The sequence below is a fragment of the Methyloparacoccus sp. NF-16 genome (genome assembly GCF_056880625.1).
In genome coordinates this window covers 1527296-1551434 of record NZ_CP174130.1, presented here as the reverse complement: position 1 = coordinate 1551434, position 24139 = coordinate 1527296, and the positions used below count along the sequence as shown (strand labels likewise).

The window sequence follows — 24139 nt, the reverse complement described above, 5'->3', positions numbered from 1 at the left end:
CAACCCTGTCGCGGACGATATTCACCGATTTCAACGACCCCTCTCGGTCATATCCACCATACGCTACCGGTTGTTGCGCATGCACCGACACGGCGTTTCACATCGGCGACACGTGCGCCGGTTATACTCGGACAACTCCGTCATTTGCCGCCGAAAGGATCATGTCGCGCACCAGGAATCGCCTTCGCACCGCCACTTTCATCGCACTGCTGGTGTTGCCCCTCCTCGGCCTGGCCAGGGCGAACGTGTCCTGCACGAGCCCGGACGGCATCGGCATCTGGCTGTCGCCGGCCCGCCCGGCGCCGGGCCAGCCTGTCCGGGTGATGGCGGTCATGAGCGACGCCCCCGCAGAGTCGCTGACGCTGCGGACCGCGGATGGCGCAACCCTGCCCATCGACACGATCCGGCGCGGCGGGCCGCCCTGGAGCCTGGCCGGCGAGCTGCCGCCGGGCCTGCCGGGCGACCTGCAGATCGAGGTCCGCCGCGCCGGCGAGGTGATCGCCTGCCGCGCGATCGACCCCCATGACGCGATCGGCGCCCCCGTGGACCTGGGGATGGGCTGGTCGAAGCCGGTGGAGGCCTTCTATTCGGCGTGGATCGAAACCCTGTTCGACGCCCCGGCCAGCGAGAGCCTCAGCTTCCCGTCGCTGCAACCCGTGCTGCGCGACCCCGGGCGGAACTTCCTCCGGGATCACCTCGCGCCCGGGGAGGACAGCCGGCTGCCCGCCACGCCGGATTGCGCCGACCTGCCCTACTACCTCCGCGCCTACTTCGCCTGGAAAATCGGCCTGCCGGTGGTCTACCGGGCCTGCGACCGGGGAACCGGCAGCCGGCCGCCACGCTGTGGACGCCCCATCATCGACGACCGCTTTACCCGCGGCAGCGCGACCGCCAGCGGCTTCAGCGCACTGATGCGACAGATCGCCGACACCGTCCACTCGGGCAGCACCCGCACCGGCCTCGGCGACGAAAGCACCGATTTCTACCCCGTGCCGCTGGACCGGCAGGTGCTGTGGCCGGGCACGGTCTACGCCGACCCCTACGGCCACACGCTCATCATCGCCAAGTGGCAGCCGCAAGCCGGTGGCCAGCCGGGCGTGCTCTATGCCGTCGATGCGCAACCCGACAACTCGGTGGCACGCAAACGCTTCTGGGAAGGCAATTTCCTGTTCGCCGACATCCCCGGCGCCGGGCCGGGCTTCAAGGCGTTCCGGCCCGTGGTGGGCGAGGATCGGCACTGGTGGCTGCCGGGCAACGCCCGCCTGGCGGTCGATGCCCCGCAGGCTGCCTATTCCGACCAGCAGGCCGGCATGGCCGCCGAGGACTTTTATGCCACGCTGAGCCGGCAGATCAACCCGCGCGGGCTGGCGCCCGAAGCGGCCTACGACAGCAAGCTGGATGCCCTGGTCGAGCAGCTGGAAACGCGGGTCGAGGCGGTGAACAATGGCGAGAACTACCTGCGCCGGGGCAAGGGCGGCACGATCGGCATGCCCAGGGGCGCCGCCATCTTCGAAACCCAGGGCCCGTGGGAGGATTACGCCACGCCCTCGCGCGACCTGCGCCTCCTGATCGCCCTGGATGTGCTGGCGGGGCTGCCCGGGCAGATCGTCCGCCATCCCGAGCTGTTCGACCTGGACGGCCGCAGCCCGCAGGAAGCCCGCGCCGCCATCGAGGCACGCCACGCGCGCCGGATCGCCGGGCAACGCATCACCTACACCCGCAGCGACGGCCGTCCGTTCGAGCTGTCGGTGGCCGACATCTTCGCGCGGCGGGCTGCCCTGGAAATGGGCTACAACCCCAACGACTGCGTCGAAATCCGCTGGGGCGCGCCGCCGGACGCGGACGAGATGGCAAGCTGCCGGCGCCAGGCGCCCGCCGAGCAGCGCAGCCGCATGGCCCAGTACCGCCCCTGGTTCCAGAAAATCCAACGCCCACCCCGGTGACCGCCATGCCGAAGCCGTTTGTCCTGCCTTTGCTGATCCTTGCCATCGTCCTTGGCGGCGGCTGTGCCGGCAAGAAACCGGGGCCGGCGAGAGCACCCGCCGGTGCGGTACCCGCGACAGCCGGCGGCAAGCCGGGGACCTACCCGCGGCTGTCGGGCCGGCAGCGGCTGCTGAAGATCGCCGGGCAGGAATGGGATTTCTTCGGCCGCCAGACGATACGCCTGGACGACTCCGGCGAGAGCATCCCGCACGTCGGCAAATGGGAAGACGACGGCGATCCCTGGACCGGCCGGGTCGGCCTCTACTGGAGCGCGGTCGGCAAGTCCCAGCTGGACGGCAACGATTGCAAGGAGCCCTGGTCGGCCGCCTTCATCAGCTGGATCATGCGCCAGGCCGGGCTCGACAGCTGGCAGTTCCCGCCCGCCGACGCCCACTGGCATTACGTCCGCCATTTCGTCAGCCGGGCCGGCTCCCCGGACGCCGCCTTCGCCAGCCACCGCGTGGCCGAGTATGCGCCCCAGGCGGGCGATCTCATCTGCGCCACGCGCGGCAGCCACGGTTTCATCCCGGTCTATCAGGATCCCGGCGCGGTGCTCGGCGACCATACCAAGCTGCACTGCGATCTGGTCACCGAACGCCAGGGCAACACCCTGGCGGCGATCGGCGGCAATGTCCGCAACTCGGTCTCCAAGACCTGGTATCCGCTGGATGCCCAGGGCCGCCTGAAGCCAACCGAGCGGCGCCCCTGGTTCGTGGTGCTGGAAAACCGGATGGGACCGTGAGGCTCGCGCCGGCGCCGGTTTCGCGAGACAAAGGGAAGGAACGAAGGGAAGAGAGCAGGCCCGCGACCGCGCCATTGGCGCGGCGCTAGCGGACCCGACCCGACAGGGCGCCCAGTTGCAGGCGCAGGATGTCCCGCCCCACCGGCCGGCACCAGCCGAACCCCAGCGTCGCGCCAGCCAGCGAACCCAGCAAGGCCCAGGCCGCCCCGCGGGCGCCATGATCCGGGATCAGCCATGCGCCCAGTCCCACGCAGGCTGCCAGACTGAACAGGCCCTGCTCCACCAGATAGCGAGGCCGGTGCATCAGGGTGGCCCACTGCCCGCCCAGCAGGTTGAGCGCCAGCAGGGGTAATGCCCAGAGCAGGACCTGCACGGGGCCGCCCGCGCCGGCATATCCCTGGCCGAACGCCAGCGGCATCAGCCAGGTCGCCAGCAGGGTGCCGACGGCGGCGACGCCGGCCAGGGGCCAGAACAGCCAGCGCGTGGCGCGCGCAAAGCGTGTCCGCAGCGCCGTCCCGGACTCCCGCTGCGCCGCCGCCAGCACCGGCGCCAGCACGCTGAGGGCCAGCACCGGGCCATAGCTCAAGGCTTCCAGAATCTTCCAGCCCGCCGCATACACGCCCAGTTCCTGCGCATCGGACAGCCAGCCGAGCAGCAGCTGATCCAGCCGGCGATACAGCGCGGTCACCAGGGCCACCGCGAAGAACCAGCCGCCCTGCCGCAACAGCCGAATGACCCCGTCGGTCTCCCAGCGCAGGCGAAAGGCCCGGCCCTGCGACCACAGCAGCAGCCAGAGCCCCAGCGCGATGGCCAGGGACTCGGCGGCGATCACCCAGGCAAACGCCAGAAGCCCCGCCTGCAGCTGGATCAGGCCGATGCGGGCCAGTGTGGAAACGACAAAACAGCCGGTCTTGAGGGCCACCACCGCGCCGTTGCGGAGATCGGCCTGATAGTCCGACTCGATCCCGTCGGCCAGGACCGCGCCATAGCTCAGCGACAGAATGCCCACCAGCCCCAGCCAGTCCGGCTCCGCCCGCGGCAGCCCCAGCGCGTAACCCCAGGTCAGCAGCAGGGCCAGCAGCACCCCGCCCAGGCGGATGAACAAGGCGGCACTCAGCAGGCGGCCGCGGTCGGCCGGTTGCTGCACCAGATCCCGGACCAGCACCGACCCCAGACCGTAGGTCGCCACCGGCAGGAAGGCGGCGATCAGCGACTGGGCATAGTTCAGCAGGCCGAAGCGCTCGGGACCGAGATAGCGGGCCACCCAGACCGTCACGAACAGCGCCGTCGCCGAGCGGATGATCCGCTCCATGCCCAGCCAACCCAGGTTGGCAAGGATGCGGCCCAGTCCCCCGCGCGGGACAGCCGGCTTTTTATCCGGGATGGCGATCATGCCTGCCCCGAATCAGGCGCTGGCTCGGGTATCGCCAGGTTGCCCCCGGGGCGGCGGATCGGCTCGGGAATCCAGCCCGGCGGCAGCCAGCCCACCAGCAGGCCCAGCGCCATGATCACCGAGCGCCATTGCCGCCTTCGCAGGCGGTTGCCGGCCACGCCCAGCAGGGTCAGGCGGATCAGGCCATGGCGCAGCGGCGTGTGCCGGCGGGCGAACAGCAAGCGGCTGCGCTGGAAGTAGAAGTCCATGTCGTAGCGATAGGTCTTGGCCCCGTTGGCGGCGGAAATCCCGGTCGAGGCCCCCTCGTGGTGGAACACGAGGCTGTCCGGCGCATAGCCCAGCGCCAGCTCCGGCGCCTCCCGGCGCAGGCGGGTACACCAGTCCAGCTCCTCGAAGAACAGGAAATAGTCTTCGGCCAGCAGCCCCACCCGCGCCAGTGCCGAGCGGCGGAAAAACAGCGACCCGCCGACCAGATAATCGAAGGCGCCATCCGATACCGCAGCGCAACGCGCCGCCGAATAGGGCTGGTTACCCAGCACGTGGCGGGTACGGCCCAGCCAGGGATCATAGATTCCGCCCACGGCCTGGATGCGCGGCGGCTGCCCGAAGTACAGCAGGGTGGACCCGCAACAGGCCACCTCCGGCCGCGCCGCCATGACCCGCAACAGGGCCGACAAGGCGCCGGGATCGACCACCGTATCGTTGTTGAGCACCCAGACGAATGCCGTCAAGGGATCGGCCAGCGCCAGGCGGAGGCAGGCATTGACCCCGCCGGCAAAGCCCAGATTCCGCGGCAGCCGCAGCAGCGTCAGGGTCGGCTGGCGGTGCGAATCCACGGAACCCTCCACCCCGTCATGCGCCATCCGGGTACGCAGCCGGTAGGGCCGCCAATCCGCCCGCGGCGGAACCCGACAGGCGCCGATGCCGGCCTCCAGCATCCGGTAGGCGTCGTGGTCGGAACCGTTGTCGCAGACGATCACTTCCGGCTGCGGCCCCTGCAGTCGCAGCAGGGAGTCCAGGCAGGCCAGCGTATGCGCCGGCTGGTTCCAGTTGACCAGGACCAGGGTTATGCGCACGCCTGTTGACTCGGCGGCATGATGTCGGACAGAGACAGGAACCAACGTGTTGATCTCATCAGGCGTTGTGTGGCCGACAGGTTACCGCCGGTCCAAAAATCCGCTGTTTGCGCATGAGGATGTCCATCGTACCTCGGGCGGGATACGGGGCCCATTGTGCATGCCCCGACCGGATACCGCGCCGCGACAACACCGATCTGCGGCCCGATTCCGGTCAGTGAAGTGCCCCCACAAACCTGGCACCCGGTGGACCCGAAGAACCAGTTGTAGCAAAACGCCAGAGATGCTGCTGGTCGCCATGCGCCTTCAGGATGACACCAACCGCCTGTTGCCTTACGGCACGGGACGTGCGCTGTCCCGAGATATCCACCACCACATGTGATCTCCCAGCATCATGTGTCGTTCCGAGTAACGCGAGGGACCTCAGGCTATCGGCACATCCCGGCCAATTGTTGCCCCGACTGGACAACAGACGTCAAGGAGACAATGGTGTCCCCTCATCAACCGGCCAGTTCCCCGGAATCGGAGCGGAAGGCGGGCCTCCCACACCTCGCCCAGCCGACGTCCCATGCTCCGCACGGCTGGAACCGACGAAGCAAGCCGTCACCGATGGCCGCCGGCTGCCCCACCCGGGCCCTCGGCTGGCCGGGCCATCCATGTCTGCGCCTCCCCGCCTTCCAGACACCCGGCGCAATCCCGTCCATAGGCCAACCCTATGGTTGCAAAACCTGCCCCGCATCGCTCGGCGTCACATCCGTGGCAATTGTCTTCGCAAAACTGGCGGATACGTTCGTCGCCCCTCCCAGCGTGAAGGAACAAACGGGCTGCTCGCCCTGGCAGCCGGAACTCCAGCGCTCGAATCGATATCCGGCCTCGGGTTCCGCCCGCAGGCGAACCACCGATCCGGCATCCAGCGTTTTCTGGCAGGCATCAGGGCAACTGGCAGCGCTGGCATCGTCCCAGAGAACACGACCGCCTTCAGGCCTGGCCACAACCACCGCAAAGACCGGGACAAACTGGGCCTCGACGCTGTATGCACCATCCATCGTCAAATGGCACACCGCCTCCTGCCCCGCGCAACGCCCCGCCCAACCAAACCAACGAAAGCCCTTGGCCGGCTGCGCGCGCAATTCAGCGACGGCCCCCTGATCCAGCTCCGGACTGCAAGGCAGCTTGCAGGGGATGTCCTTGCCAGCGGAGCGAATGGCCACACCACCCTGCCCTTTGACCGTCAAGGAAAGTGGGCGAACAGGAATAAAAGCGGCGCGCACGCTCTGATCGACATCCAGAACCAGTTGACAAGCCGGAGTCACACCATCACACCCCGACAGCCAACGATCGAATCGGTATCCTTTGTCGGGCTTGGCGACCAGTGAAACCTTCGTGCCTTGCGTGATCCTCAAACCGCAATCCTCACCACAAGGAATCCCGGGTGTCTTGACCAATATCTGGCCACCCGTCGACTGATGCGCCAGCAGATGCCGCTGGTCCAGCAATAAATCATGCATGAACGTGTACTTGACTACATAGACCGCAGACAGACCCAATATGGCCAACAGCTTCCAGCGCGTCAGCCGAGCGTTGCCAATCACAAAAACGACCGGCACCAGGAAAAAATGCCAGAACCGTAACTGAACCTCCGGTATTACCGCATAGGCCCACAGCAGCCAGGCGGCCATCACCAGGCTGGTGGCCGTATAACGAAAAAGCTCGCGGCGTACTGACTGCAAATCCGGCAACAACCAGGTCATCAATAATAATGTCGGTGGTACCACCACTGGCCACAAGCGTACCTGATCATACTGGCCGTGCAGTTTCTGGTGAACGTAGAACACCCCAAACAATAGATTCGCTAACGAGTGCCCCCAAGGTTGTGCCACCAGCCACTTGAACAGGGTATCATTCGGGTATAAAGCCATTGTCAGTAGCACCAGCGGCAACAAAAGCCCCCATGCCACACGAAACGGCGACCAACGTAACCAACGACCGGTCACGAGCAAGGGCGCCAGAAAGGCTTGCTGATGGAAAAAGCCATTGGTCACCAACACGCCGCCCCCCCGCCATAGCCTCTGGTTCACCAACAGGTAAAACCCCAACAGATAGATGCTGATCGCCAGCGAAACGCGCAAGGCAGTTACATCATGAATGATATAAAAACATGCGACATAGAACAGCAATGCAAGGCAGCGGTGACGACAAAGCCGATACACGACCCATAGTTTAAGGCCCAGCCCTAGCCCTGCGGGCCATAACACGATCTGCGGATTGGCATGAAATGATTTCAGAAGACCAATCAACGAATACCACAGAATGTCACGCTGCCCCTGGAGAACTCGACCGCATTCCAGTGTGGGACAAGACGAATTGAACTGGAATCGCGAATACCCAGCTGAATCATCCAGGCCAACCCCAAGTGGGCGAAAGGTGGCGAAGGCCATCAATAAGGTGGAGAACAGCGCAAACAACCAGCCGTCATATCGAACGCTTTTCTCCTCAGACAACCCCAGCAGACCAAGCGAGGCGATGGCCAAGACGATGCAGAACAGCTGAAAATAGTGGTTGATATCCATGCTCAGCGGGATAGCAGGATTTTTTCAATTTCTTTGACAAGGTTTTTCCAAAAGACATCGCACTCCTGGGTGCCCTCCTCCGGCGCCCAGGGAGCATAGAATCTGGCGGCATGTGGATCGAATGGCCCGGCCTTGACCTCGAATAATACTGATCCCTGCGTCAGGGCCACCACGGTGTGCCACACGCCTGGCGGCGTTTCCACGCCCGCCGCCACATCAGCATTCGCGGCATGGGAACATGAGCCAAAAGGATGAGCCCCTTCGATGTTCCCATCCCCATCAAAAACGACGAGCACCATGAGGCCTCTCACGGCAATCATGGTCTCCGAGCCTTGTTCCGCGCCGTGACGGTGGGGACGTAGGTAACTGTCCGGCTCAATGGCATTGAACAGCCGCTGGCAAGGATCGGTGTAATCGGCGTGGACATTCCTGTGCTGCCGACGCCTTGGAGCCACCATGGCTTGGTGGACAAGATCATTCAGATACCCCGTTGAGAATACTTTTATATTCATCACGTATGAACGGATTCGCCATCAAGCCCAGCAACGATTTGCCTGACTGCCATTTCTGGCGAAAACAATGTGGAGTAAAGCGCTCTGCAACGTGATTTCATGCCCACATCCGTATCCAGATCATGGATAAGCTCAAGGGCAAGCCGTTCAAGCGTTTCGATGGCCCCCGCTTCGCAGACGCGACCGACATTCTCCTGACGGATCATGTCAGCCAGGTCGTTGCCTGCATTTATGTTCGCCAGGACAGGCAGCCCACTCTGCATGTAGGTCAAGAACTTGCCCGGTATGTTGTGGGATTTATGTCTAGGATCCAGTGCGACAAGACCCACCGCGCATTGCGTGTACAGACCAGGAATTTCATCCGGGTGGATCTCATCGTGGAACAACACATTATCGAGCCCGCGTGACTCGGCATCGGCAGCAAGGCGCCTGGCATGGCTCCCTCTGCCGACAAACAGAAAGCCAAGATCCTGACATGACCGAAGGCGCTCAGCCAGATCAAGAAAAATATCCATGCCCTGGGCGATACCCATATTGCCGGCGTACACGAATATCCTGCGTCCCGCCAATGACGTTTCCGCCAGCGAGATGGAACAATTCGATACCGGAGCATCCGCCAGCCAGTTTTGCAACACCTCCAAACGTCGACCGGAACCTTTTAACCCGCCCTTGAAGTACGCCAAATTGCCAGAGGTCTGCACGCCAATGACATCGGCCACCGAATATTGGTAACGTGCTACCGTGGCAAAAAAATGGTAAGGCAGACCGCGCCCCATGAGCCCCATGTCGACCGCCCACTCGGGAAAGATATCGCGGATGATCAGATAGCCCCGACAGCCGCCTAATTTTTTCAACGCGCTCGCGACAGGTCCCAGAAAGATCGTCGGCGAATACCACACGACACCATCCCATGTCTCGCCGGCTAGTGGGCTGCGGCGCAGGTTGCGCAACATCGCAAACGGCATGAGAAACTCGTTGATCGTGCGTCGTACATAGTCGATGTCCTTGGTCTTCGGCGCCCTTAACCGGATCACACGAGCGCCATCGAAATCCTCCATTGCCCACGGCCCGGCGATGTCGAATGAAGGTAGCAGCACGGTCAACTCGTGCCCCTGGCACACGAATTCACGTGCCAAATCGCGCAACTGCACCGCGCCCGAGGTACGCAGCGGCGGAAAGGTATCGGCAATCAGCACAATCCTCATGCTGATATCCGCCTCAATATTCCTTCCATACCACGCGCTTCACATAATCCGTGTAGCTATGAAGTATCCGCACGATCTTGTCGCTCACGTTTGGCATGCTGTAATCCGTTATCAGCCGCAGCCCCCGTTCCTCTCCCCGCGGCTGCGACCGGAGGATCGCCAGCCCCTGGCGCACGCGGCCCACCTCCAGCCCGACCATCATCACCGCGCCTTCCTCCATGCCCTCCGGGCGCTCGTGTGCCTCGCGCAGGTTCAGTGCCGGGAAATTGAGGATCGACGACTCCTCACTGATCGTGCCGCTGTCCGACAATACCGCCCTGGCCGACAGTTGCAGCTTCACATAGTCGTGGAAGCCCAGTGGTTTCAGCAGTCGCACCAGTGAATGGAAGGCCGCGCCAGTCGCATCCACACGCTTCTGCGTGCGCGGATGGGTCGACACGATTACCGGCAGGCCATGGTCTTCCGCCACCGCGTTGAGCACCGCCACCAGCTTGGTGAAGGATCGCGCCGACTCGATGTTCTCCTCGCGGTGCGCGCTGACGACAAAATAGCCTTGTTCCGCCAGGCCCAGCCGCTGCAGTACGTCCGAGGCCTCGATACGCGGCCGATAGTGGTGCAGCACCTCGAACATCGGGCTGCCGGTCTTGATCACCTGGTCGGGCGGCAAACCCTCGCGCAACAGGTAGTCACGCGCAATGGTGCTGTAGGTCAGGTTGATGTCGGCGGTATGGTCGACAATACGACGATTGGTTTCCTCGGGCACGCGCTGATCAAAGCAGCGGTTGCCGGCCTCCATGTGGAAGATGGGTATCTTGCGCCGCTTGGCCGGAATCACTGACAGGCAGCTGTTGGTGTCGCCGAGCACCAGCATGGCCTCGGGCTGCACCTCATTCAGCACCCGATCCACAGCGATGATCAGGTTGCCGATGGTGTGTGCCGCGCCCGTGCTGCCCTCAGCGCTGTTCAGGAAATAATCCGGCTTGCGCACCTCCAGATCCTCGAAAAAGACCTGGTTCAGCTCGTAGTCATAGTTCTGGCCAGTGTGCACCAGCACATGTTCGCAATACTCGTCGAGTGCCGCGAACACGCGCGACAGACGTATAATCTCAGGCCGGGTTCCTACAACGGTGATGACTTTAAGTTTTCTCATCATCAACCCTCAGCTTCGACATATTCACCACTCACAATTCGGTTCATAAAGTCCAGCTTCAAGAGGAGATTCTTCATAGCCTCTTTATCCAACCTGATGGTATTGTGGGAATTGTAATCCTCCCCATGCGAGGTTCGCGTTAATTTCAAATTGCCATGATCGAAGTATTTATCATAATTTAAATCTCGATCATCCGGTGGAATTTTATAATAGCTCCCCATATCCTCAGCAGCAGCCAGCTCTTCTCGGCTCAACAACACTTCATAAAGCTTTTCACCATGGCGGGTTCCGATAATTTTGAGAGGATGCTCCTTCTTGTTCATGAGATCAAGAATAGCATGCGCAAGTGTTTCTACTGTGGCAGCCGGAGCTTTCTGAACAAAGATGTCACCATTATGCCCATGCTCGAACGCATAAAGGACCAAATCTACTGCATCATTTAAAGTCATCATGAAGCGGGTCATTGCAGGATCAGTGATGGTGATTGGGCGCCCGGCTCGCACCTGATCCACGAACAATGGTATAACAGATCCTCGTGAGGCCATCACGTTCCCGTATCGGGTACCACATATCACCGTTCCTGACCCATCCAGATTACGACTAGTGGCAACCATCACCTTTTCCATCATGGCCTTACTGATTCCCATAGCATTAATTGGATAGACTGCTTTGTCTGTGCTAAGACAAACCACCCTTTTGACCCCAGAGGAAATTGCAGAAATAAGTATATTTTCCGTCCCAATAACATTGGTCTGGACTGCCTGCATTGGATAAAATTCACATGAAGGCACTTGTTTTAGTGCTGCAGCATGGAAGACGAAGTCAACGCCACGCATGGCTTGATCAACACTGCGAAAATCCCGTACATCGCCTATATGAAACTTTAACTTTGGATCATTGTACTTCTTTCGCATATCATCTTGCTTTTTTTCATCACGACTAAATATACGAATTTCACGCAGACCTGATCCCAAAAATCGCCTGAGAACAGCATTACCAAATGAGCCCGTTCCACCAGAAATTAGTAACGTCTTACCACAAAACATGAGATTGTCCTTTTATTGAAATTGGTGCATACGCCTGATCAATTCAGGCCACTGCTCAGGGTTATACCCTGTCTCTGAGCGAAATAAGCTTGAATCAAGTGATCGATCAATCACAACAGACTCGTCCGGAACTAATATGATGCTCTTCTCATAAACCGATGCAACCGTTTTCAACAGCTCATATTTACTAATGGGCTGAGCGGAAAGATGATAAAGACCACGCAAGCGAGTGTTTGGAACCACAAAGTCCCTAATGATTCGCGCAACCTCAACTGTCGGGAGCCCTGAAAATATGGCTTTTGTATAGCCTTTAACTTTGCCCTCCTGGGATAAAAACCAGTTAATTAGGCTCCGCGATCCATGTAGCTCATGACCAATAATGGATGTACGCAAGGTAATTGCATTTGGACTGTCAACTTCACCAAGTAATTTAGTGCGCCCATATAAATCTATTGCATCAGGTAGATCCGATTCGCGATAAGAGCCCTTGGATCCTGAAAATACACAATCCGTACTGATATGTATGAGACGAGATTTTGACAAATCACAGAGCCGCACTAGGCGGTGAGGTAGCAGCCCATTGATTGGGATTGCCTCAAGTGGATCGTTAGCCTGATGAAGCTGCTTTACCAAACCCACACAATTAATGACAATGTTCGGCCGAGCGCGGATATAGAGATCCATCAGATGGTCATGATTCATAAGATCATGCCCGACTATCATTTTCTCCGCGAAACTAAAAGGTACATTAGGTTTGACACTAAAAGAGCGAACCGAACCAACCACATCAAAGCCCTTACTTTTAGCGAAAAAACGCATTACCGCATTTCCGAGCATTCCCGATGCACCAAGGACGAGAACGCGCATATCTTTATTGTTCATAGGGCTCTCGATGAAGGAGTACTTTGCGAAACATCTCTAAATTTTCCGTGAGCGATCCTGTTTTATTGGCATAGCGATTGGCATAGTCAAGTGCCGCGCTACAAACTCGTTCGTGCTCTTCAGGCGTGCGCATGGCGGCCTTCAGGATAGCGCTGCGCCAACCACTTTCATCATCGATAGCGAGCGCAGTTACTGCGCCACTCTCGTCAGACTTCCACGGAGTCTGATCACTAATGAGCACAGGGGTCCCTGCGCGTAGCGACTCATAGATGACATGGCCGAAATTCTCACCGTGTGTAGGAAAAGCAAATAGGTCATATTGGAGGAACGTGTCCGACACCATTGCTGGATCAATAGGCCCATGCATTCTTGTCTGAATATTCTCAGGCAGCATAGCAAGACCTTGTTGGCATAGCTGCCAGTAGGCATTATCCTCGATAGGTCCAAATATATCGAGTTCTATGGGGACAGGCATGGAAAAAAGCATGCGAATCAACCCATCAAGGTTCTTCATCGGGGAGATTCGCGAGATGAAACAGATCCTCAAGCGCCCGACGAGCTTGTTCATGCGTAATGTATTTGCATTAGGTGGGGAGGCAAGAACAGGATCAGCAGCCACAAGAATACGATCTGCCGCATTGGGAAACTGTCGGAGGATGTCTCGGGCCTCCATTGGAGTTGATGCATGCCAAAGGACGTCGCGATAGAGCCCCAAGAGTCGAACCAATGACATAAAGGCGAGTTTCTTATGCTTTTTGGCCGCAAGTGCCCCAAGTGAAAATTCACCCCTAGGCGCTATAAGCATTCGTCGCTTAGGTAGGTGCCCTCGAACAGTGAGGTAGGGTAAGATAGAAGCATGAGGACTAAAAAAGCTATTAAAATAAATGATATCAAACTCACGCGTTGCAAGCGCCTTTCTCAGACCATATGACCCGAAGGTATTTGGAGTGGCGTAGTATACCGGGCCGTCCGGGGTTTCCAGCCATCGATTTGTGTCGATATTTTCATATTTTATATCTGACCCAAGATCACGATCGCGAGTAAATATTGAAAAGGTAACCTGGCCAGCTAGCTGCTTGCGCATGTTGACGAGCGTTGTAATTGGTCCGCCCGCAAGAAATCCTGGCAGGAAATAGTCGCTAACACAAAGCACTTCCATACTGAATAACCAATACATCACAACCAAACATGCTCCTAAATCCTCATTTTACCATCAAAAAACTAGAAGCCTGTCCCTAAAAGAAACACCTTTGTCACGAAAATCACGCCTTTTACTGCAAAGTAGACCATGAGAGCGATAACAAGTGGATGTCCTGCCCGCCGCTCCTTTATGACAAAAAAGGAAAAAAGGAAAAAAGCTATCATGTTGACTCTCTCTGAACCAACAAAGCTTGCAGCCACGCCAGTAGCAAACAAAGAAAGAAGCACTTCAAGCCTTTTTTTTAAGATCACAATAGCAATGGCCGCCAGCAACGAAATACTGAAGATTGATGCTATCCCATGATTGGCATGATAAGCTTCAAATTTAGAACCTAACTCAGATGAGAAGGCTGAAAAAAACCATGCGCAAGAAATTGATAATGCAGCGCCACCCAACAAAAATTTAATTAACTTTATTTTTTGGATAATATTACCAGACAACATTCGGCTTGTTAGGCTCGCGAGCCACGACCCAATAACTATGATAATCTGAAAATGACTGAGCAGTGCCGCGGCCAAAAGACTAACTCTTGTTATTATTTTAGGTACTACCATGGCCAAGAGCACAAAGAAAAACGCCACCTTCAGGCGCTCAGCAGGACCAATAAGAACAAAAAGGTAAAAATTCAAGAACGACAGAGCTATATATAGTTTTTCCACCAAATTCCTTAGAAGAACTTTCAGCAGAGTCAAGCAAAACAGTGAATTTATTACTGAAAAGTATATATCTTTTTCTATCGACAATCGTGAACCCACCCATGCAAGCAACCCATAAATGGGCTCTGATGAGCCAGTGTAGAACAGTTGAAGGGATGATACATCTTCTATTGAAGCATGCTCAAGTTCTGCGTATAGAGCACGATAAAAAACTTGGTCACCAAGTTGATAAGCACCGGAAAATAAATACGAAAAACCAAATATTGAAACCAAAAACGACAGGCATAATAATGCGGGATACTTTATTTTTTTTGAAGTGCGTCCGTATGTGGCAGCCATAAGAAGTCCGCAGAAAAAGTCACCAGAAATAATCTGTTTTTAATGGTCATGCAACCTCACGTAGGCTTCCCCGTCAAGGCTACAGTTCAAAACTATAGACATCGTCCGTTAAAACACCTGGGCATGCATATGGTGGGTGGTACATTTCCCGGGGACTCATGTGGGCACTTTTCGTTGCAATCCATCATCCAGTGCTCGGCGATCTCTTGGGCCTCCGAAAGACTGTTAAAGAGATACGCATCCAGCACTTCCGACCTAAAGCTCTTGTTGAACCTCTCGATGAAGGCATTTTGGTTCGGCTTGTCTGGTTGAATATAGCGAAGTACGATGCCCTTGGCTTTTGGCCCATTCAACAAGCCTCTCTGAGGTCATTTCTGGGCCGTTATCCATGCGAATTGCTGTCGGGGTCCCATGTACCTCGATTAATTGATCCATCGTGCGAATCAATCGTCCTGACCAAAGGGATGTGCCGACTTCAATCCTCAGCGCCTCGCGATTCCCTTCATCGATCACATTCAGAGCCCTAAATGGACGACCATCATACAAACGGTCATGCATGAAATCGAGCCCTCACATCTGATTGAGAGCATCCACTCTCTCCAGGGGTCGCGCAGGCCGAGCTACCTTGCGTCTCTTCGTTCTGCGCGGAAGGTTGAGGCGCACATATGGCAGTACACCCGATGAACACGCTTATGGTTCCAAGAGTGACCATCGCCATGAAGCCGATAGAAACACTTCCAGAAGCCCCCAACGGGTCCGCTCTCCAACGCGACATCGCTGAGGGCCAGCATCTCGCTTAGCCCAATCCACAGTTGGCCGATAGATCGCCGTACGCGACAGAGCTGCAATTCTGCAAGCCCCGGCCTTTGAAAGTTGATCTTCCGTCACCAAGACGTCCATCACCATTCTCTTTGCGTCCGGCGTTAGAGCTTTCGCGAGAGAACGTCCTCGATAGCGGTGTTCTCAAGGGCAAGGTCGGCATACATGCGCTTGAGACGCACATTTTCCTCTTCAAGCTCTCGGATCCGTTTCAGTTCATTGACCGAAACACCGCCGTATTTCCTTTTCCACTGGTAGTAGAGCGCCGTACTGATGCCGTTTTTGCGACAGATCTCCGCACCCGGGATCCCTGAATCACCTTCATTCAGAATCGCCACGATCTGGCTCTCGCTGAATCATGACTTCCTCATTCCAAACCTCAAAATGCTCAGAGGTCTCTATTTTCAACTTGTAGCGGTTCTGGGGAAGCCTACGTTCACAAGCCATTTTTTACCATAAAATGACTTACGCAAGAAGTGTAAGCTTCCGCAGAACCCCGGCTTTTAATGATTTTTAGTCAAACGAAAGAAAAGGGTATTGATGGGTTTTTAAGTTCCTTCTTCATGTACTCGGAAAGAAGTCTTTTTTTCAGGGCGTAGATGTTTGTTTTGATTTTTCTGGCAAGATTTGTCAGGCAATGCCAGGCGAGTATCGCGCAGCCGATGTGGTTCTTCTGTGCGCGGGCCTTGCGGCATTGGCATTTCTCCAAGCCGAGCATTTGCTTGCCCTCACGATGGTATTGCTCGATTTTCCAGCGGATCCCGCACGTATCTTTTACGGCGACGGCAGAATCCTGCGACAGGTCGTTGGTGGCGACATATTCCGTGCGGTTGGTCGCCGCAACCCGGAACAGTTTCACCTTGTAATCCATCGGGAAACCATGTATTTTCACAAGCTTGCCGCGCAGCATTTCGTCGCTGAACCAATCCAGCTCGGAAACCGGCCTATAGGGGTTTTTGCCTTGGCTGTCATCCACCTTTCGGTTGAATTTCAATGGGCAGCAAAACAGTTTGCCGGCCTGGTCGATGTGCATCATTAAGTCCTTGGTGGCGTACCAGGAATCCATCAGGACGGCGCGGAACGGGAGGTGTTTGCTGGCCATGGCATCAGCGAACATGTCCCGCACGTGGTCGAGTTTGGTCTTGCCGTCGCCGGCGGGGTCGTAGACGCGCCAGTCGATGATCCAATAGTCGTTAGTATCCAGGTTGACATACAGGCAATTGACCACGCCGATGCCTTTCACGACGCCATGTTCGTTGCCGCTATATTGGCTCCTCACCCGTTCTATCTTGAAGGAGTGGCGCTTGTCCAGCACGCTGTCGTCGAATATAAGGCAGGCATTCCCGCTGCGACGGACGAGGTGTGCGACTGATTGCCAGACGGCAGTTTGCGAGACGTCGTCCGTCATGAGGTAACGGTTTATGGCGTCATGCGAGAAAGCCGGTTGGTGCTCGGCCATATAGGTTTGCGTATAGTTGACCAATGTTGCAATTATGAGCTGGCAGTAATCCCGACGCGTGGGCTTTAGTCCGGAGTATCTGCTCGCCTTCATATTACTCCGGCCACAATAAAACGTACGGCCATGGGGTCAGTTGCCGCGCCACACAAGGCTTCCATGGTTTGTAGCCGTTCGATAAAAAATGGCCGGGCTAATAGGCAACGATTGCACCCCGTAACGGCTGATATTTATATGCCAATACGGATATATTTTGCGTAAGTCCTACATAAATTGACTAAGGAGCTTTATGCGAGTCAGTTAGCATAGTAAAGTCTACGTTCGGCTCATCAAAATATTTTGTAACGCTGGAGCCATGATGAAAAACACGCACCTTGGTGTATTTTTCAGACAAGTCGGAAAGTATCATTTCTGCTGGTGCCGAGCTTTCTAGGACAATAACATCCGGAATTTCAACCTCATCATTGCAGCGAGGGTGAAGCTTTACATAATAATCACCCTCCCACTTAAATATATTTTTCAGCGATTCCGCCTTGAGGTTCCAGTCTGATATATATATATTGCACTCGCTTGAATGCGGGCTTTTTACCGGTTTATAACCAAAGATGCTTATCCATGCATCTTTATGCATTGAAATGATATTCTTGGGCCCATCTTTTATAAGGCGAGTGCGTGCCGCCTTTTCCGGGAAAACAGAATTATATTGGCTTGGGCTTGTAACATACACGCACGAGGTTAGTCGGGATCCTCCAAAATGTACCCCAATCCCAATAATTTGAAAGACTCTCTTTTTTGCGCCGCTGTATAGATCATTCCTATAGGTTCCGATTCCTTCCTCAAATACGGATATCTTAAGCCTATCATTAAATGCCTTAAGCAGCATTAGAGTTATGAAATTCTTAAAACCCACATCGCCATCGACAAAGATTTCTCTTGGTTTTATTCTGTTGGCAAAAAAAAATGCGTCTTTACGCTGTTTTACATAGGCTACCTGAAGTCCGTTCAGATTGATCTCATCCGGAGAGAATCTATCTGATATTTCTTTTGCGCCAGCAAATCCATCATGTATTATTAAAATTGACTCCCCTGCAATACCGAGCTGCCTTATGATGGCTGCTGACATCAAGATCTGCAATGGATTAGCGACAATAAAGAGTGATTTTATATTTATCTGCGGCTTCTGAGGTGATGGCGACATAATTAATTATAAATGCTTATTTTCGATATCTTTCAGGCTATCGGCTTGGTCAGCGGCTACTTGGGCAGATGGCACTTTCCGAATCAAGATTAATCCGGTCTTATTTATATTCCCGCACCCTTTTTGGCGCTCTGATAATATGGTTGAGTCGCTGCCTGAAAAATTATTTATAGTGCTGGCCCCACTCTTATGGCGGCTCTGAAAATCGGAAGCCTGCTCCGGCAAGCATTGCGCCAGCTATCGCATTCCGAATAATTAACCAAATGGCCACCCTAAGGTCAAGGCGGGATGATAGTTTAGCCACTGTTAAGTAACATGCAGTTATACAGCCCACGAAAGCAAAGTCAACTCCGAATTTACCCGGCAAGCAGAGCCTATAAATAAATTAATTATTTCATCTCTAGCGGGATGGTGAACAACACATTTCGAGGGCTGAAATTCCCTCGAAACACGAGGTCGATGAACGAAGAATGAATGGCTTATCTAGCAAGAACACTGCAAATTCGGCCCGTTTCACTGAGTGTAAAGAGCTTTCACCAGTTCGCTAGGCCAACCCAAACACATCCCATGTAACTGGCTGATTGGTTGATATATCCATCAACACCCTCTTATCAATCAAAGACTCGAGATATTTGGGCGCTAACCCAAACCCCGGCCTTACACTCCTCACAGCATCCGCCGTTATCACATCCCCTGCCTTCAGGTCTTTAACAAAGTAAAGTGACCGCCTGAACTTCACGTTGCCCTGCTCGCTCGACTTGCGCCCGTAATCCACCTTCCCCAGTGCTGCCCAGGCCGTCTTGCTGTCGCGGCATAGTGCTGCCAGGTCCGCCGGTTCCAGCGAGAAGCTGTCATCCGGTCCGCCGCCGCTGCGGTCGAGGGTGAAGTGCTTTTCGATGATGGAGGCACCTAGAACCACGCTGGCGATCGCGGTGGTGTTGTCGAGGGTGTGGTCGGACAGGCCGGTGACCAGGCCGAAGCGCGCGATCATGTCGGGGATGGTGCGCAGGTTGTAGTCTTCCGCCGGCGCGGGGTAGCCGCTGACGCAGTGGAGAATGGCGAGTTCCTTGCAGCCGCCTTCGCGCGCGGCGTCGATGGCCTCCTGGATTTCCTCGGCATCGGCCATGCCGGTGGAGATGATCATCGGCTTGCCGGTGCCGGCGACGTATTTGATCAGCGGCAGGTCGACCGCTTCGAAGGAGGCGATCTTGTAGGCCGGGGCGTTGAGGTCTTCGAGCAGGTCGACAGCGGTGTTGTCGAAGGGCGAACTGAAGATGGTGATGCCGAGCTTGCGGGCGTGCTCGAACAGGGGCTTGTGCCACTCCCAGGGCATGTGGGCTTCCTGGTAGAGCTGGTAGAGCGTCTTGCCGTCCCACAGGCCGCCGTGAATCTGGAACTCTTCGGCGTCGCTGTCCAAGGTGATCGTGTCGGCGGTGTAGGTCTGAAGTTTGACCGCATCGGCGCCGGCCCTCTTCGCCTCCTCGATGATCCTCATCGCCGTATCAAGCTTGCCGTTGTGGTTGGCGGAGAGCTCGGCGATGACGTAGGGCGGCGTGTCGGCGGAGATCCGACGCCCGGCGATGGAAATGTTAGGAATGTTCGACATCGGTTTTTTCTCTCAATTTGCTTGATGCCACTCGTTGGCGAGCAGGCCGAAGCACACCACGTCGTGGTATTGCTGGCCGTCGAAGTGTTGTTGACGCAGAACGCCTTCGCGCTGGAAACCGAGGTTCAGATGGAAGCGGATAGAGGGTTCGTTAAAATCCAGTGCCTGGCCACACAGCTTGTGCAACCCCGCCTCCTTGAAGGCATACCGTAAAGCGGCCTGCCCAAGTACATGACCAGTTCCCTTGGGCGCATCCGGTGCTGCGTAGAACCCCCAGTCGGCGATACCGCCGCTCGCGATCTGATGGATGTTGATGAAGCCCATCGGCGTGGTGTCGATCTCGAACACGAGGAGATGCCTTTCCGGATCCTGCGATGCCCGGGCGAACCAACGGGCGTGCTCCTCGATCGAGATCGTATGCTGCGTGTACATGTAGCGGCGAACCTCAGGATGGTTTCGCCAAGACAGAATCCGCTCAAGATCGCTTTCGTTCATTGGCCGAACGCCGGCTACGGTAGCTTCACGCACCATCGACTTCCATTTGCCGCATGACAGCATCCACACCTGATCCATCGACGACGCTCGCGGCGCAATCACTCATGTTCATAAGTTGCGCGACATCGTTGATCAATAAACGAAGCGATTCCCTGAACTGCGTCGTTCCACTATGGCCAAGCTTGATGAGCTTTGCCGCACCCGATCGCTCCAGCCCCTGGGCGACTTTGCATTGATTCGCTGCCAGCACGAGCATGATCGTGGGCAAGCCCAAACAGCACCGCTCCCATGATGTCGCCCCTGCCGCCCCTATCGCCAGATCGCTGTCGGCCATTAGTTGCGCCATGTCGCTTACGCCGACCAGCACGCGAGTCGGCCAGGGCATGTCCTGCGCCTGTTTGCGGATCTCGTCCAGCCACGGCGCCGTTGGGCCCATGACCACCGTGATTCGGCAGTCCGCAGGCAATGGGCAAGCGCCCAGTGCCTTCAGCACCAGCCCGGTGGCGTTGTCCTTGTCGACGCCGCCCATGGTGATCAGCAACTCGCGCAAGGCAGGCCGGGCGCGGCGCTGCAGGCTGTCAGAGCGCAGGGCCGCAAACTCAGGGCGTAGCAGGGCGTATTGCGAGCCGCACAGCAGGCGGCAGGCGGCAGGCACGAGGGGGCGGTAGTCTGCCGCCTCGCGGCCTAAGGTCTGGTCGAGGAGCAGGTCGCAGGCGTGAGGTCGGTCGGCGAGATCGTCTATCACCATCAGGCGGTCGCAGTGCGGTGCCAGGGCGCGCTCCCAGCGGGCGTCAAGCGCGTAGTGGTCGACGATCAGCCAGTCTGGACGTAGTGCCGCCAGGATGGGCAAGCAGAACTTGGCATCTTGTGCTTGGGTGGCGCCGAGCCAGGGCGCGTGGGCGAGATCGGCGGGGGATCGCGGCGGAACCGCTTCTGCAGGGAGGGAATGGGCGGTGTGGCCTTTGCTGCGGATGTAGTCGATGAGGTGACCTTCATGCGCGCGGCAGAGAAAATGGCATTCGGCACGGCGTTCGCGCAGGGCGTCCGCCAGCGTCAGGCAGCGCATGATGTGGCCGGTGCCGATCTGCAGCGAGGCGTCGGTGCGGAAGGTGATCTTCATGGGCGCGGGTATCGGAGGGCGTCGGATTCGCCCGCCAGTTCGAGGACAGTTTCAATAAGGGTGCGGCTGATGTCAGAGGCCGACAGGGCGATCAGGGCGGAGGCATCCGCGATGAGAATCATGCTTTCCCGAGCCCTTCGAGCTCTGCCGTCAGTTCGTCACGGCTCATATCGATCACGGGGACCTGATTACTTTTGCACAAGTTCATGAACTCATAGAGCGACACCCCGGCCACCTCTGCAGCTTTTGCGAGGGTGACGCGCTCGCGTTGGAAGAGCCACAACGCGTAAGAGGTCCGCAACTCCTGACGGGTGTCTGCGGCACCTTGAAAGGCAACGAGGTCGTTGGGCAAATCTATGGCAACTTGCATGGTGTGTCTCCGTTTAGCTGTTGTCCTGTTGACGCATTACAGCAAACATCAGTTGCGCGCGTTCCCAGTCTTCGGCGGTGTCGATGTCCTGCACGCGATGGCGTGGCAGTGGCACGGGGGCGGCGTCATGGGAGAACAGCGGCTTGCCGGCCAGCCAGGCGGCGGCGCGGCCCCAGTAGAACTGGCCGGCGTCGTGGAAGGCTTCTTCCAGGTCCTGCGAGCGGGCATTGAAGTATCCGGGGTTGAACATCTCCACCCGCCGATCAGTGGTAATGCGGATGGCACGCTGGATCGGGAAGGGGTAGCGGGTAACGGAGAACGCGTAATCGGCGCCGCTTCGGTGCAGCAGGTCGAACCCGCGGCGCAGGTCTTCGGCCTGGACGAAGGGTGCGGTGGCGTAGAGGCAGCAGGCGAAGTCCACCGGCCCCGCGTTACGGTTCATCCAGCCGATGGCGTGGGCGATGACCGGGATGGTGCCGGTGTAGTCGTCCGATAGTTCCAGAGGGCGCATGAACGGCACGTCGGCACCATGGGCGCGGGCGACTTCGGCGATCTCGTCGTCGTCGGTCGAGACGATGATGCGGTCGAAGCAGCCGCTTTGCAGCGCGGCCTCGATCGACCACGCGATCATCGGCTTGCCGCAGAAGGGCTTGATGTTCTTGCGCGGAATGCGCTTGCTGCCGCCGCGGGCGGGGATGATGGCGAGTTTCATGTATTAGCTATCTCGGCGCAGTCACAGTGATGCGGTTACCTGTTGAATGATCTCCGTCTGCTGGTCTTCAACACCTAACCACAGCGGCAACCGCACCAGCCGATCCGCCAGATCCACGGTGATTTTCAGCTCACCATGCGTCCGCCCCAGTCGCTGCCCCGCCGGCGCGCTGTGCAGCGGAATGTAATGGAACACGCTGTTGATCCCGACCTTGCGCAGCTTGTCGATGAAGGCCGTGCGCGCCTCCAGATCCGGCAGCAGCAAGTAATACATGTGCGCGTTGTGCGTGCAGTGGGCGGGGACCACCGGCCGGCGCAGCTTGCCGGCCTTCTCTGCCTCGGCGAACCACTGGTGGTAGGTGTTCCAGATGCCGAGCCGGCGCCGGGTGATGCTGTCGGCCTCCTCCATCTGCGCCCACAGGAAGGCCGCAATCAGTTCTCCCGGCAGATAGGACGAGCCGATGTCCACCCAGGTGTATTTGTCCACCTGACCGCGGAAGAACTGCGAACGGTTGGTGCCTTTCTCGCGGATGATCTCGGCACGCTCGGCCAGCGCCGAACCATTCACCAGCAGCGCGCCGCCTTCGCCCGAGATGATGTTCTTCGTCTCGTGGAAGGACAGCGCCCCCATGTGGCCGATGCCCCCCAGCGGCCGGCCCTTGTAGCTCGCCATCACCGCCTGCGCCGCATCCTCGATCACCAGCAGGTCGTGCTTGCGCGCGATCGCCATGATCGCGTCCATCTCGCAGCCGACACCCGCGTAATGCACCGGCACGATCGCGCGGGTGCGCTCGGTGATCGCGGCCTCGATCAGCGTCTCGTCGATGTTCAGCGTGTCGGGCCGGATGTCCACGAACACCGGCACCGCACTGCGCAGCACGAAGGCGTTGGCCGTCGACACGAAGGTGTACGACGGCATGATCACCTCGTCCCCCGGCTTCAGGTCGGCAAGCATCGCCGCCATTTCCAGACCCGCGGTGCACGAATGGGTGAGCAGCGCCTTGCTGGCCCCGGTGCTCGCTTCCAGCCAGCGCGAGCACTGCTTGGTGAACGTGCCGTCGCCCGCAAGGTGGCCGTTGGCATGCGCCTGGGCGATGTACCAGAGCTCCTTGCCCGTCATGTAAGGCTTATTGAATGGGATGTTCACTATCCAACTCCCTGTTTTTGATGAGACGCGCCGGGTTGCCGGCGACAATCGTGAACGGCGCGACATCGCGCGTAACGACACTTCCCGCGGCAACCACCGCGCCCGAACCGATGGTGACGCCGGGCAGGATGGTCACGCCCGCCCCGACCCAGACGTGATCGCCCACTGTCACGCTGGCAGCGCGATCAGGCAGGTCGAGGCGCCGATAATCGTGTGTCGCGGTCAGGATGCGAACCCGTGGGCCGAAAGCGCAATGATTACCGATGTTGATCTCTCCCTTGGCCGCCATCATCGCGCCATAGAACTCGCAGCCGCGGTTGATCCAGACCCCCTCACCGATCCGCATTCGCCATGGATAGCGAAAATAGGTCTGATAGTCGACCATCGATTTCCGGCCCAACTTTGCGAAGAGCAGCCTGAAGATCAAGAAGCGGATCGGGTGCGGCAGCAATTCCAGGACGA

The 24139-nt window shown here is 57.7% G+C and carries 21 protein-coding genes and 2 pseudogenes; 2 read left to right on the top strand and 21 right to left on the bottom strand.

Annotated features, from left to right (window positions below):
• The first annotated feature begins 161 nt into the window (after positions 1-161).
• Both ACH5N8_RS07480 and ACH5N8_RS07475 read left to right on the top strand, forming a co-directional pair.
• Entirely contained in the window at positions 162-1943 is a 1782-nt protein-coding gene (locus tag ACH5N8_RS07480) for a hypothetical protein (RefSeq protein ID WP_483283094.1), read from the top strand.
• 5 nt (positions 1944-1948) lie between these two features.
• Positions 1949-2725: a DUF2272 domain-containing protein gene (locus tag ACH5N8_RS07475; protein ID WP_483283093.1), complete on the top strand. Its 777-nt coding sequence runs from the start codon at positions 1949-1951 to the stop codon at positions 2723-2725.
• A gap of 85 nt (positions 2726-2810) precedes the next feature.
• Here the strand turns inward: ACH5N8_RS07475 and ACH5N8_RS07470 are convergent, their stop codons facing one another.
• From ACH5N8_RS07470 to ACH5N8_RS07370, 21 genes and pseudogenes are all read right to left on the bottom strand, one after another.
• On the bottom strand, positions 2811-4118 hold the full coding sequence (locus ACH5N8_RS07470; protein WP_483283092.1) for a flippase: 1308 nt from the start codon (positions 4116-4118) through the stop codon (positions 2811-2813).
• Positions 4115-5194: a glycosyltransferase family 2 protein gene (locus ACH5N8_RS07465; protein WP_483283091.1), complete on the bottom strand. Its 1080-nt coding sequence runs from the start codon at positions 5192-5194 to the stop codon at positions 4115-4117. The genes ACH5N8_RS07470 and ACH5N8_RS07465 overlap by 4 nt, the downstream gene beginning before the upstream one ends.
• A gap of 713 nt (positions 5195-5907) precedes the next feature.
• Complete coding sequence (locus ACH5N8_RS07460) at positions 5908-7764, bottom strand: InlB B-repeat-containing protein (protein WP_483283090.1); 1857 nt, start codon at positions 7762-7764, stop codon at positions 5908-5910.
• Positions 7765-7766: 2 nt separating this feature from the next.
• A complete protein-coding gene (locus ACH5N8_RS07455) occupies positions 7767-8276 on the bottom strand; it encodes a WbuC family cupin fold metalloprotein (protein ID WP_483283089.1) in 510 nt (169 codons plus the stop codon).
• A complete protein-coding gene (locus ACH5N8_RS07450; protein WP_483283088.1) occupies positions 8276-9481 on the bottom strand; it encodes a glycosyltransferase family 4 protein in 1206 nt (401 codons plus the stop codon). Before ACH5N8_RS07450 ends, ACH5N8_RS07455 begins: the two co-directional genes overlap by 1 nt.
• 13 nt (positions 9482-9494) lie before the next feature.
• Complete coding sequence (gene wecB, locus ACH5N8_RS07445) at positions 9495-10634, bottom strand: non-hydrolyzing UDP-N-acetylglucosamine 2-epimerase (RefSeq protein WP_483283087.1); 1140 nt, start codon at positions 10632-10634, stop codon at positions 9495-9497.
• Positions 10634-11677, bottom strand: a complete 1044-nt coding sequence (locus ACH5N8_RS07440; RefSeq protein ID WP_483283086.1) for a polysaccharide biosynthesis protein — start codon at positions 11675-11677, stop codon at positions 10634-10636. The genes wecB and ACH5N8_RS07440 overlap by 1 nt, the downstream gene beginning before the upstream one ends.
• Before the next feature lie 12 nt (positions 11678-11689).
• On the bottom strand, positions 11690-12559 hold the full coding sequence (locus ACH5N8_RS07435) for a dTDP-4-dehydrorhamnose reductase family protein (RefSeq protein ID WP_483283085.1): 870 nt from the start codon (positions 12557-12559) through the stop codon (positions 11690-11692).
• Positions 12549-13718, bottom strand: a complete 1170-nt coding sequence (locus tag ACH5N8_RS07430; protein ID WP_483283084.1) for a glycosyltransferase family 4 protein — start codon at positions 13716-13718, stop codon at positions 12549-12551. Before ACH5N8_RS07430 ends, ACH5N8_RS07435 begins: the two co-directional genes overlap by 11 nt.
• Before the next feature lie 62 nt (positions 13719-13780).
• Positions 13781-14755 carry a hypothetical protein gene (locus tag ACH5N8_RS07425; RefSeq protein ID WP_483283083.1) on the bottom strand — a complete coding sequence of 325 codons (975 nt, stop codon included), beginning with the start codon at positions 14753-14755 and terminating at the stop codon, positions 13781-13783.
• A gap of 92 nt (positions 14756-14847) precedes the next feature.
• Positions 14848-15930: pseudogene (locus ACH5N8_RS07420) on the bottom strand (IS3 family transposase); the annotation flags it as partial.
• Positions 15931-16091: 161 nt separating this feature from the next.
• Complete coding sequence (locus ACH5N8_RS07415) at positions 16092-17126, bottom strand: IS701 family transposase (RefSeq protein ID WP_483283082.1); 1035 nt, start codon at positions 17124-17126, stop codon at positions 16092-16094.
• A 181-nt stretch (positions 17127-17307) separates the two neighbouring features.
• Complete coding sequence (locus tag ACH5N8_RS07410; RefSeq protein ID WP_483283081.1) at positions 17308-18153, bottom strand: hypothetical protein; 846 nt, start codon at positions 18151-18153, stop codon at positions 17308-17310.
• 619 nt (positions 18154-18772) lie between these two features.
• Complete coding sequence (gene pseI / locus ACH5N8_RS07405; protein ID WP_483283080.1) at positions 18773-19834, bottom strand: pseudaminic acid synthase; 1062 nt, start codon at positions 19832-19834, stop codon at positions 18773-18775.
• Positions 19835-19846: 12 nt separating this feature from the next.
• Complete coding sequence (gene pseH / locus ACH5N8_RS07400; RefSeq protein ID WP_483283079.1) at positions 19847-20329, bottom strand: UDP-4-amino-4,6-dideoxy-N-acetyl-beta-L-altrosamine N-acetyltransferase; 483 nt, start codon at positions 20327-20329, stop codon at positions 19847-19849.
• A 25-nt stretch (positions 20330-20354) separates the two neighbouring features.
• Positions 20355-21449: a UDP-2,4-diacetamido-2,4,6-trideoxy-beta-L-altropyranose hydrolase gene (gene pseG, locus ACH5N8_RS07395; protein ID WP_483283078.1), complete on the bottom strand. Its 1095-nt coding sequence runs from the start codon at positions 21447-21449 to the stop codon at positions 20355-20357.
• Positions 21446-21571 carry a hypothetical protein gene (locus ACH5N8_RS07390; RefSeq protein ID WP_483283077.1) on the bottom strand — a complete coding sequence of 42 codons (126 nt, stop codon included), beginning with the start codon at positions 21569-21571 and terminating at the stop codon, positions 21446-21448. The genes pseG and ACH5N8_RS07390 overlap by 4 nt, the downstream gene beginning before the upstream one ends.
• Positions 21568-21819, bottom strand: coding sequence for a UPF0175 family protein (locus tag ACH5N8_RS07385; RefSeq protein ID WP_483283076.1), 252 nt, complete (start codon positions 21817-21819; stop codon positions 21568-21570). Before ACH5N8_RS07385 ends, ACH5N8_RS07390 begins: the two co-directional genes overlap by 4 nt.
• Before the next feature lie 13 nt (positions 21820-21832).
• A complete protein-coding gene (pseF, locus tag ACH5N8_RS07380) occupies positions 21833-22531 on the bottom strand; it encodes a pseudaminic acid cytidylyltransferase (protein WP_483283075.1) in 699 nt (232 codons plus the stop codon).
• 21 nt (positions 22532-22552) lie between these two features.
• Entirely contained in the window at positions 22553-23677 is a 1125-nt protein-coding gene (rffA, locus tag ACH5N8_RS07375) for a dTDP-4-amino-4,6-dideoxygalactose transaminase (protein ID WP_483283074.1), read from the bottom strand.
• A pseudogene (locus tag ACH5N8_RS07370) lies at positions 23658-23843 on the bottom strand (DapH/DapD/GlmU-related protein); the annotation flags it as partial. The gene rffA and the pseudogene ACH5N8_RS07370, both read right to left, overlap by 20 nt.
• Positions 23844-24139: the final 296 nt, after the last annotated feature.

What these genes read in the sequence shown, in the direction of transcription:
- ACH5N8_RS07410 (WP_483283081.1), bottom strand. Translation starts at nt 18,153, where the DNA reads ATGTCAGCAGCCATCATAAGGCAGCTCGGTATTGCAGGGGAGTCAATT.
- ACH5N8_RS07415 (WP_483283082.1), bottom strand. Translation starts at nt 17,126, where the DNA reads ATGAAGGCGAGCAGATACTCCGGACTAAAGCCCACGCGTCGGGATTAC.
- ACH5N8_RS07435 (WP_483283085.1), bottom strand. Translation starts at nt 12,559, where the DNA reads ATGAACAATAAAGATATGCGCGTTCTCGTCCTTGGTGCATCGGGAATG.
- ACH5N8_RS07455 (WP_483283089.1), bottom strand. Translation starts at nt 8,276, where the DNA reads ATGAATATAAAAGTATTCTCAACGGGGTATCTGAATGATCTTGTCCAC.
- pseF (WP_483283075.1), bottom strand. Translation starts at nt 22,531, where the DNA reads ATGAAACTCGCCATCATCCCCGCCCGCGGCGGCAGCAAGCGCATTCCG.
- ACH5N8_RS07460 (WP_483283090.1), bottom strand. Translation starts at nt 7,764, where the DNA reads ATGGATATCAACCACTATTTTCAGCTGTTCTGCATCGTCTTGGCCATC.
- ACH5N8_RS07450 (WP_483283088.1), bottom strand. Translation starts at nt 9,481, where the DNA reads ATGAGGATTGTGCTGATTGCCGATACCTTTCCGCCGCTGCGTACCTCG.
- ACH5N8_RS07430 (WP_483283084.1), bottom strand. Translation starts at nt 13,718, where the DNA reads ATGGAAGTGCTTTGTGTTAGCGACTATTTCCTGCCAGGATTTCTTGCG.
- ACH5N8_RS07440 (WP_483283086.1), bottom strand. Translation starts at nt 11,677, where the DNA reads ATGTTTTGTGGTAAGACGTTACTAATTTCTGGTGGAACGGGCTCATTT.
- pseH (WP_483283079.1), bottom strand. Translation starts at nt 20,329, where the DNA reads ATGAACGAAAGCGATCTTGAGCGGATTCTGTCTTGGCGAAACCATCCT.
- ACH5N8_RS07385 (WP_483283076.1), bottom strand. Translation starts at nt 21,819, where the DNA reads ATGCAAGTTGCCATAGATTTGCCCAACGACCTCGTTGCCTTTCAAGGT.
- ACH5N8_RS07470 (WP_483283092.1), bottom strand. Translation starts at nt 4,118, where the DNA reads ATGATCGCCATCCCGGATAAAAAGCCGGCTGTCCCGCGCGGGGGACTG.
- ACH5N8_RS07475 (WP_483283093.1), top strand. Translation starts at nt 1,949, where the DNA reads ATGCCGAAGCCGTTTGTCCTGCCTTTGCTGATCCTTGCCATCGTCCTT.
- pseI (WP_483283080.1), bottom strand. Translation starts at nt 19,834, where the DNA reads ATGTCGAACATTCCTAACATTTCCATCGCCGGGCGTCGGATCTCCGCC.
- ACH5N8_RS07480 (WP_483283094.1), top strand. Translation starts at nt 162, where the DNA reads ATGTCGCGCACCAGGAATCGCCTTCGCACCGCCACTTTCATCGCACTG.
- ACH5N8_RS07390 (WP_483283077.1), bottom strand. Translation starts at nt 21,571, where the DNA reads ATGATTCTCATCGCGGATGCCTCCGCCCTGATCGCCCTGTCGGCCTCT.
- ACH5N8_RS07425 (WP_483283083.1), bottom strand. Translation starts at nt 14,755, where the DNA reads ATGGCTGCCACATACGGACGCACTTCAAAAAAAATAAAGTATCCCGCA.
- pseG (WP_483283078.1), bottom strand. Translation starts at nt 21,449, where the DNA reads ATGAAGATCACCTTCCGCACCGACGCCTCGCTGCAGATCGGCACCGGC.
- wecB (WP_483283087.1), bottom strand. Translation starts at nt 10,634, where the DNA reads ATGATGAGAAAACTTAAAGTCATCACCGTTGTAGGAACCCGGCCTGAG.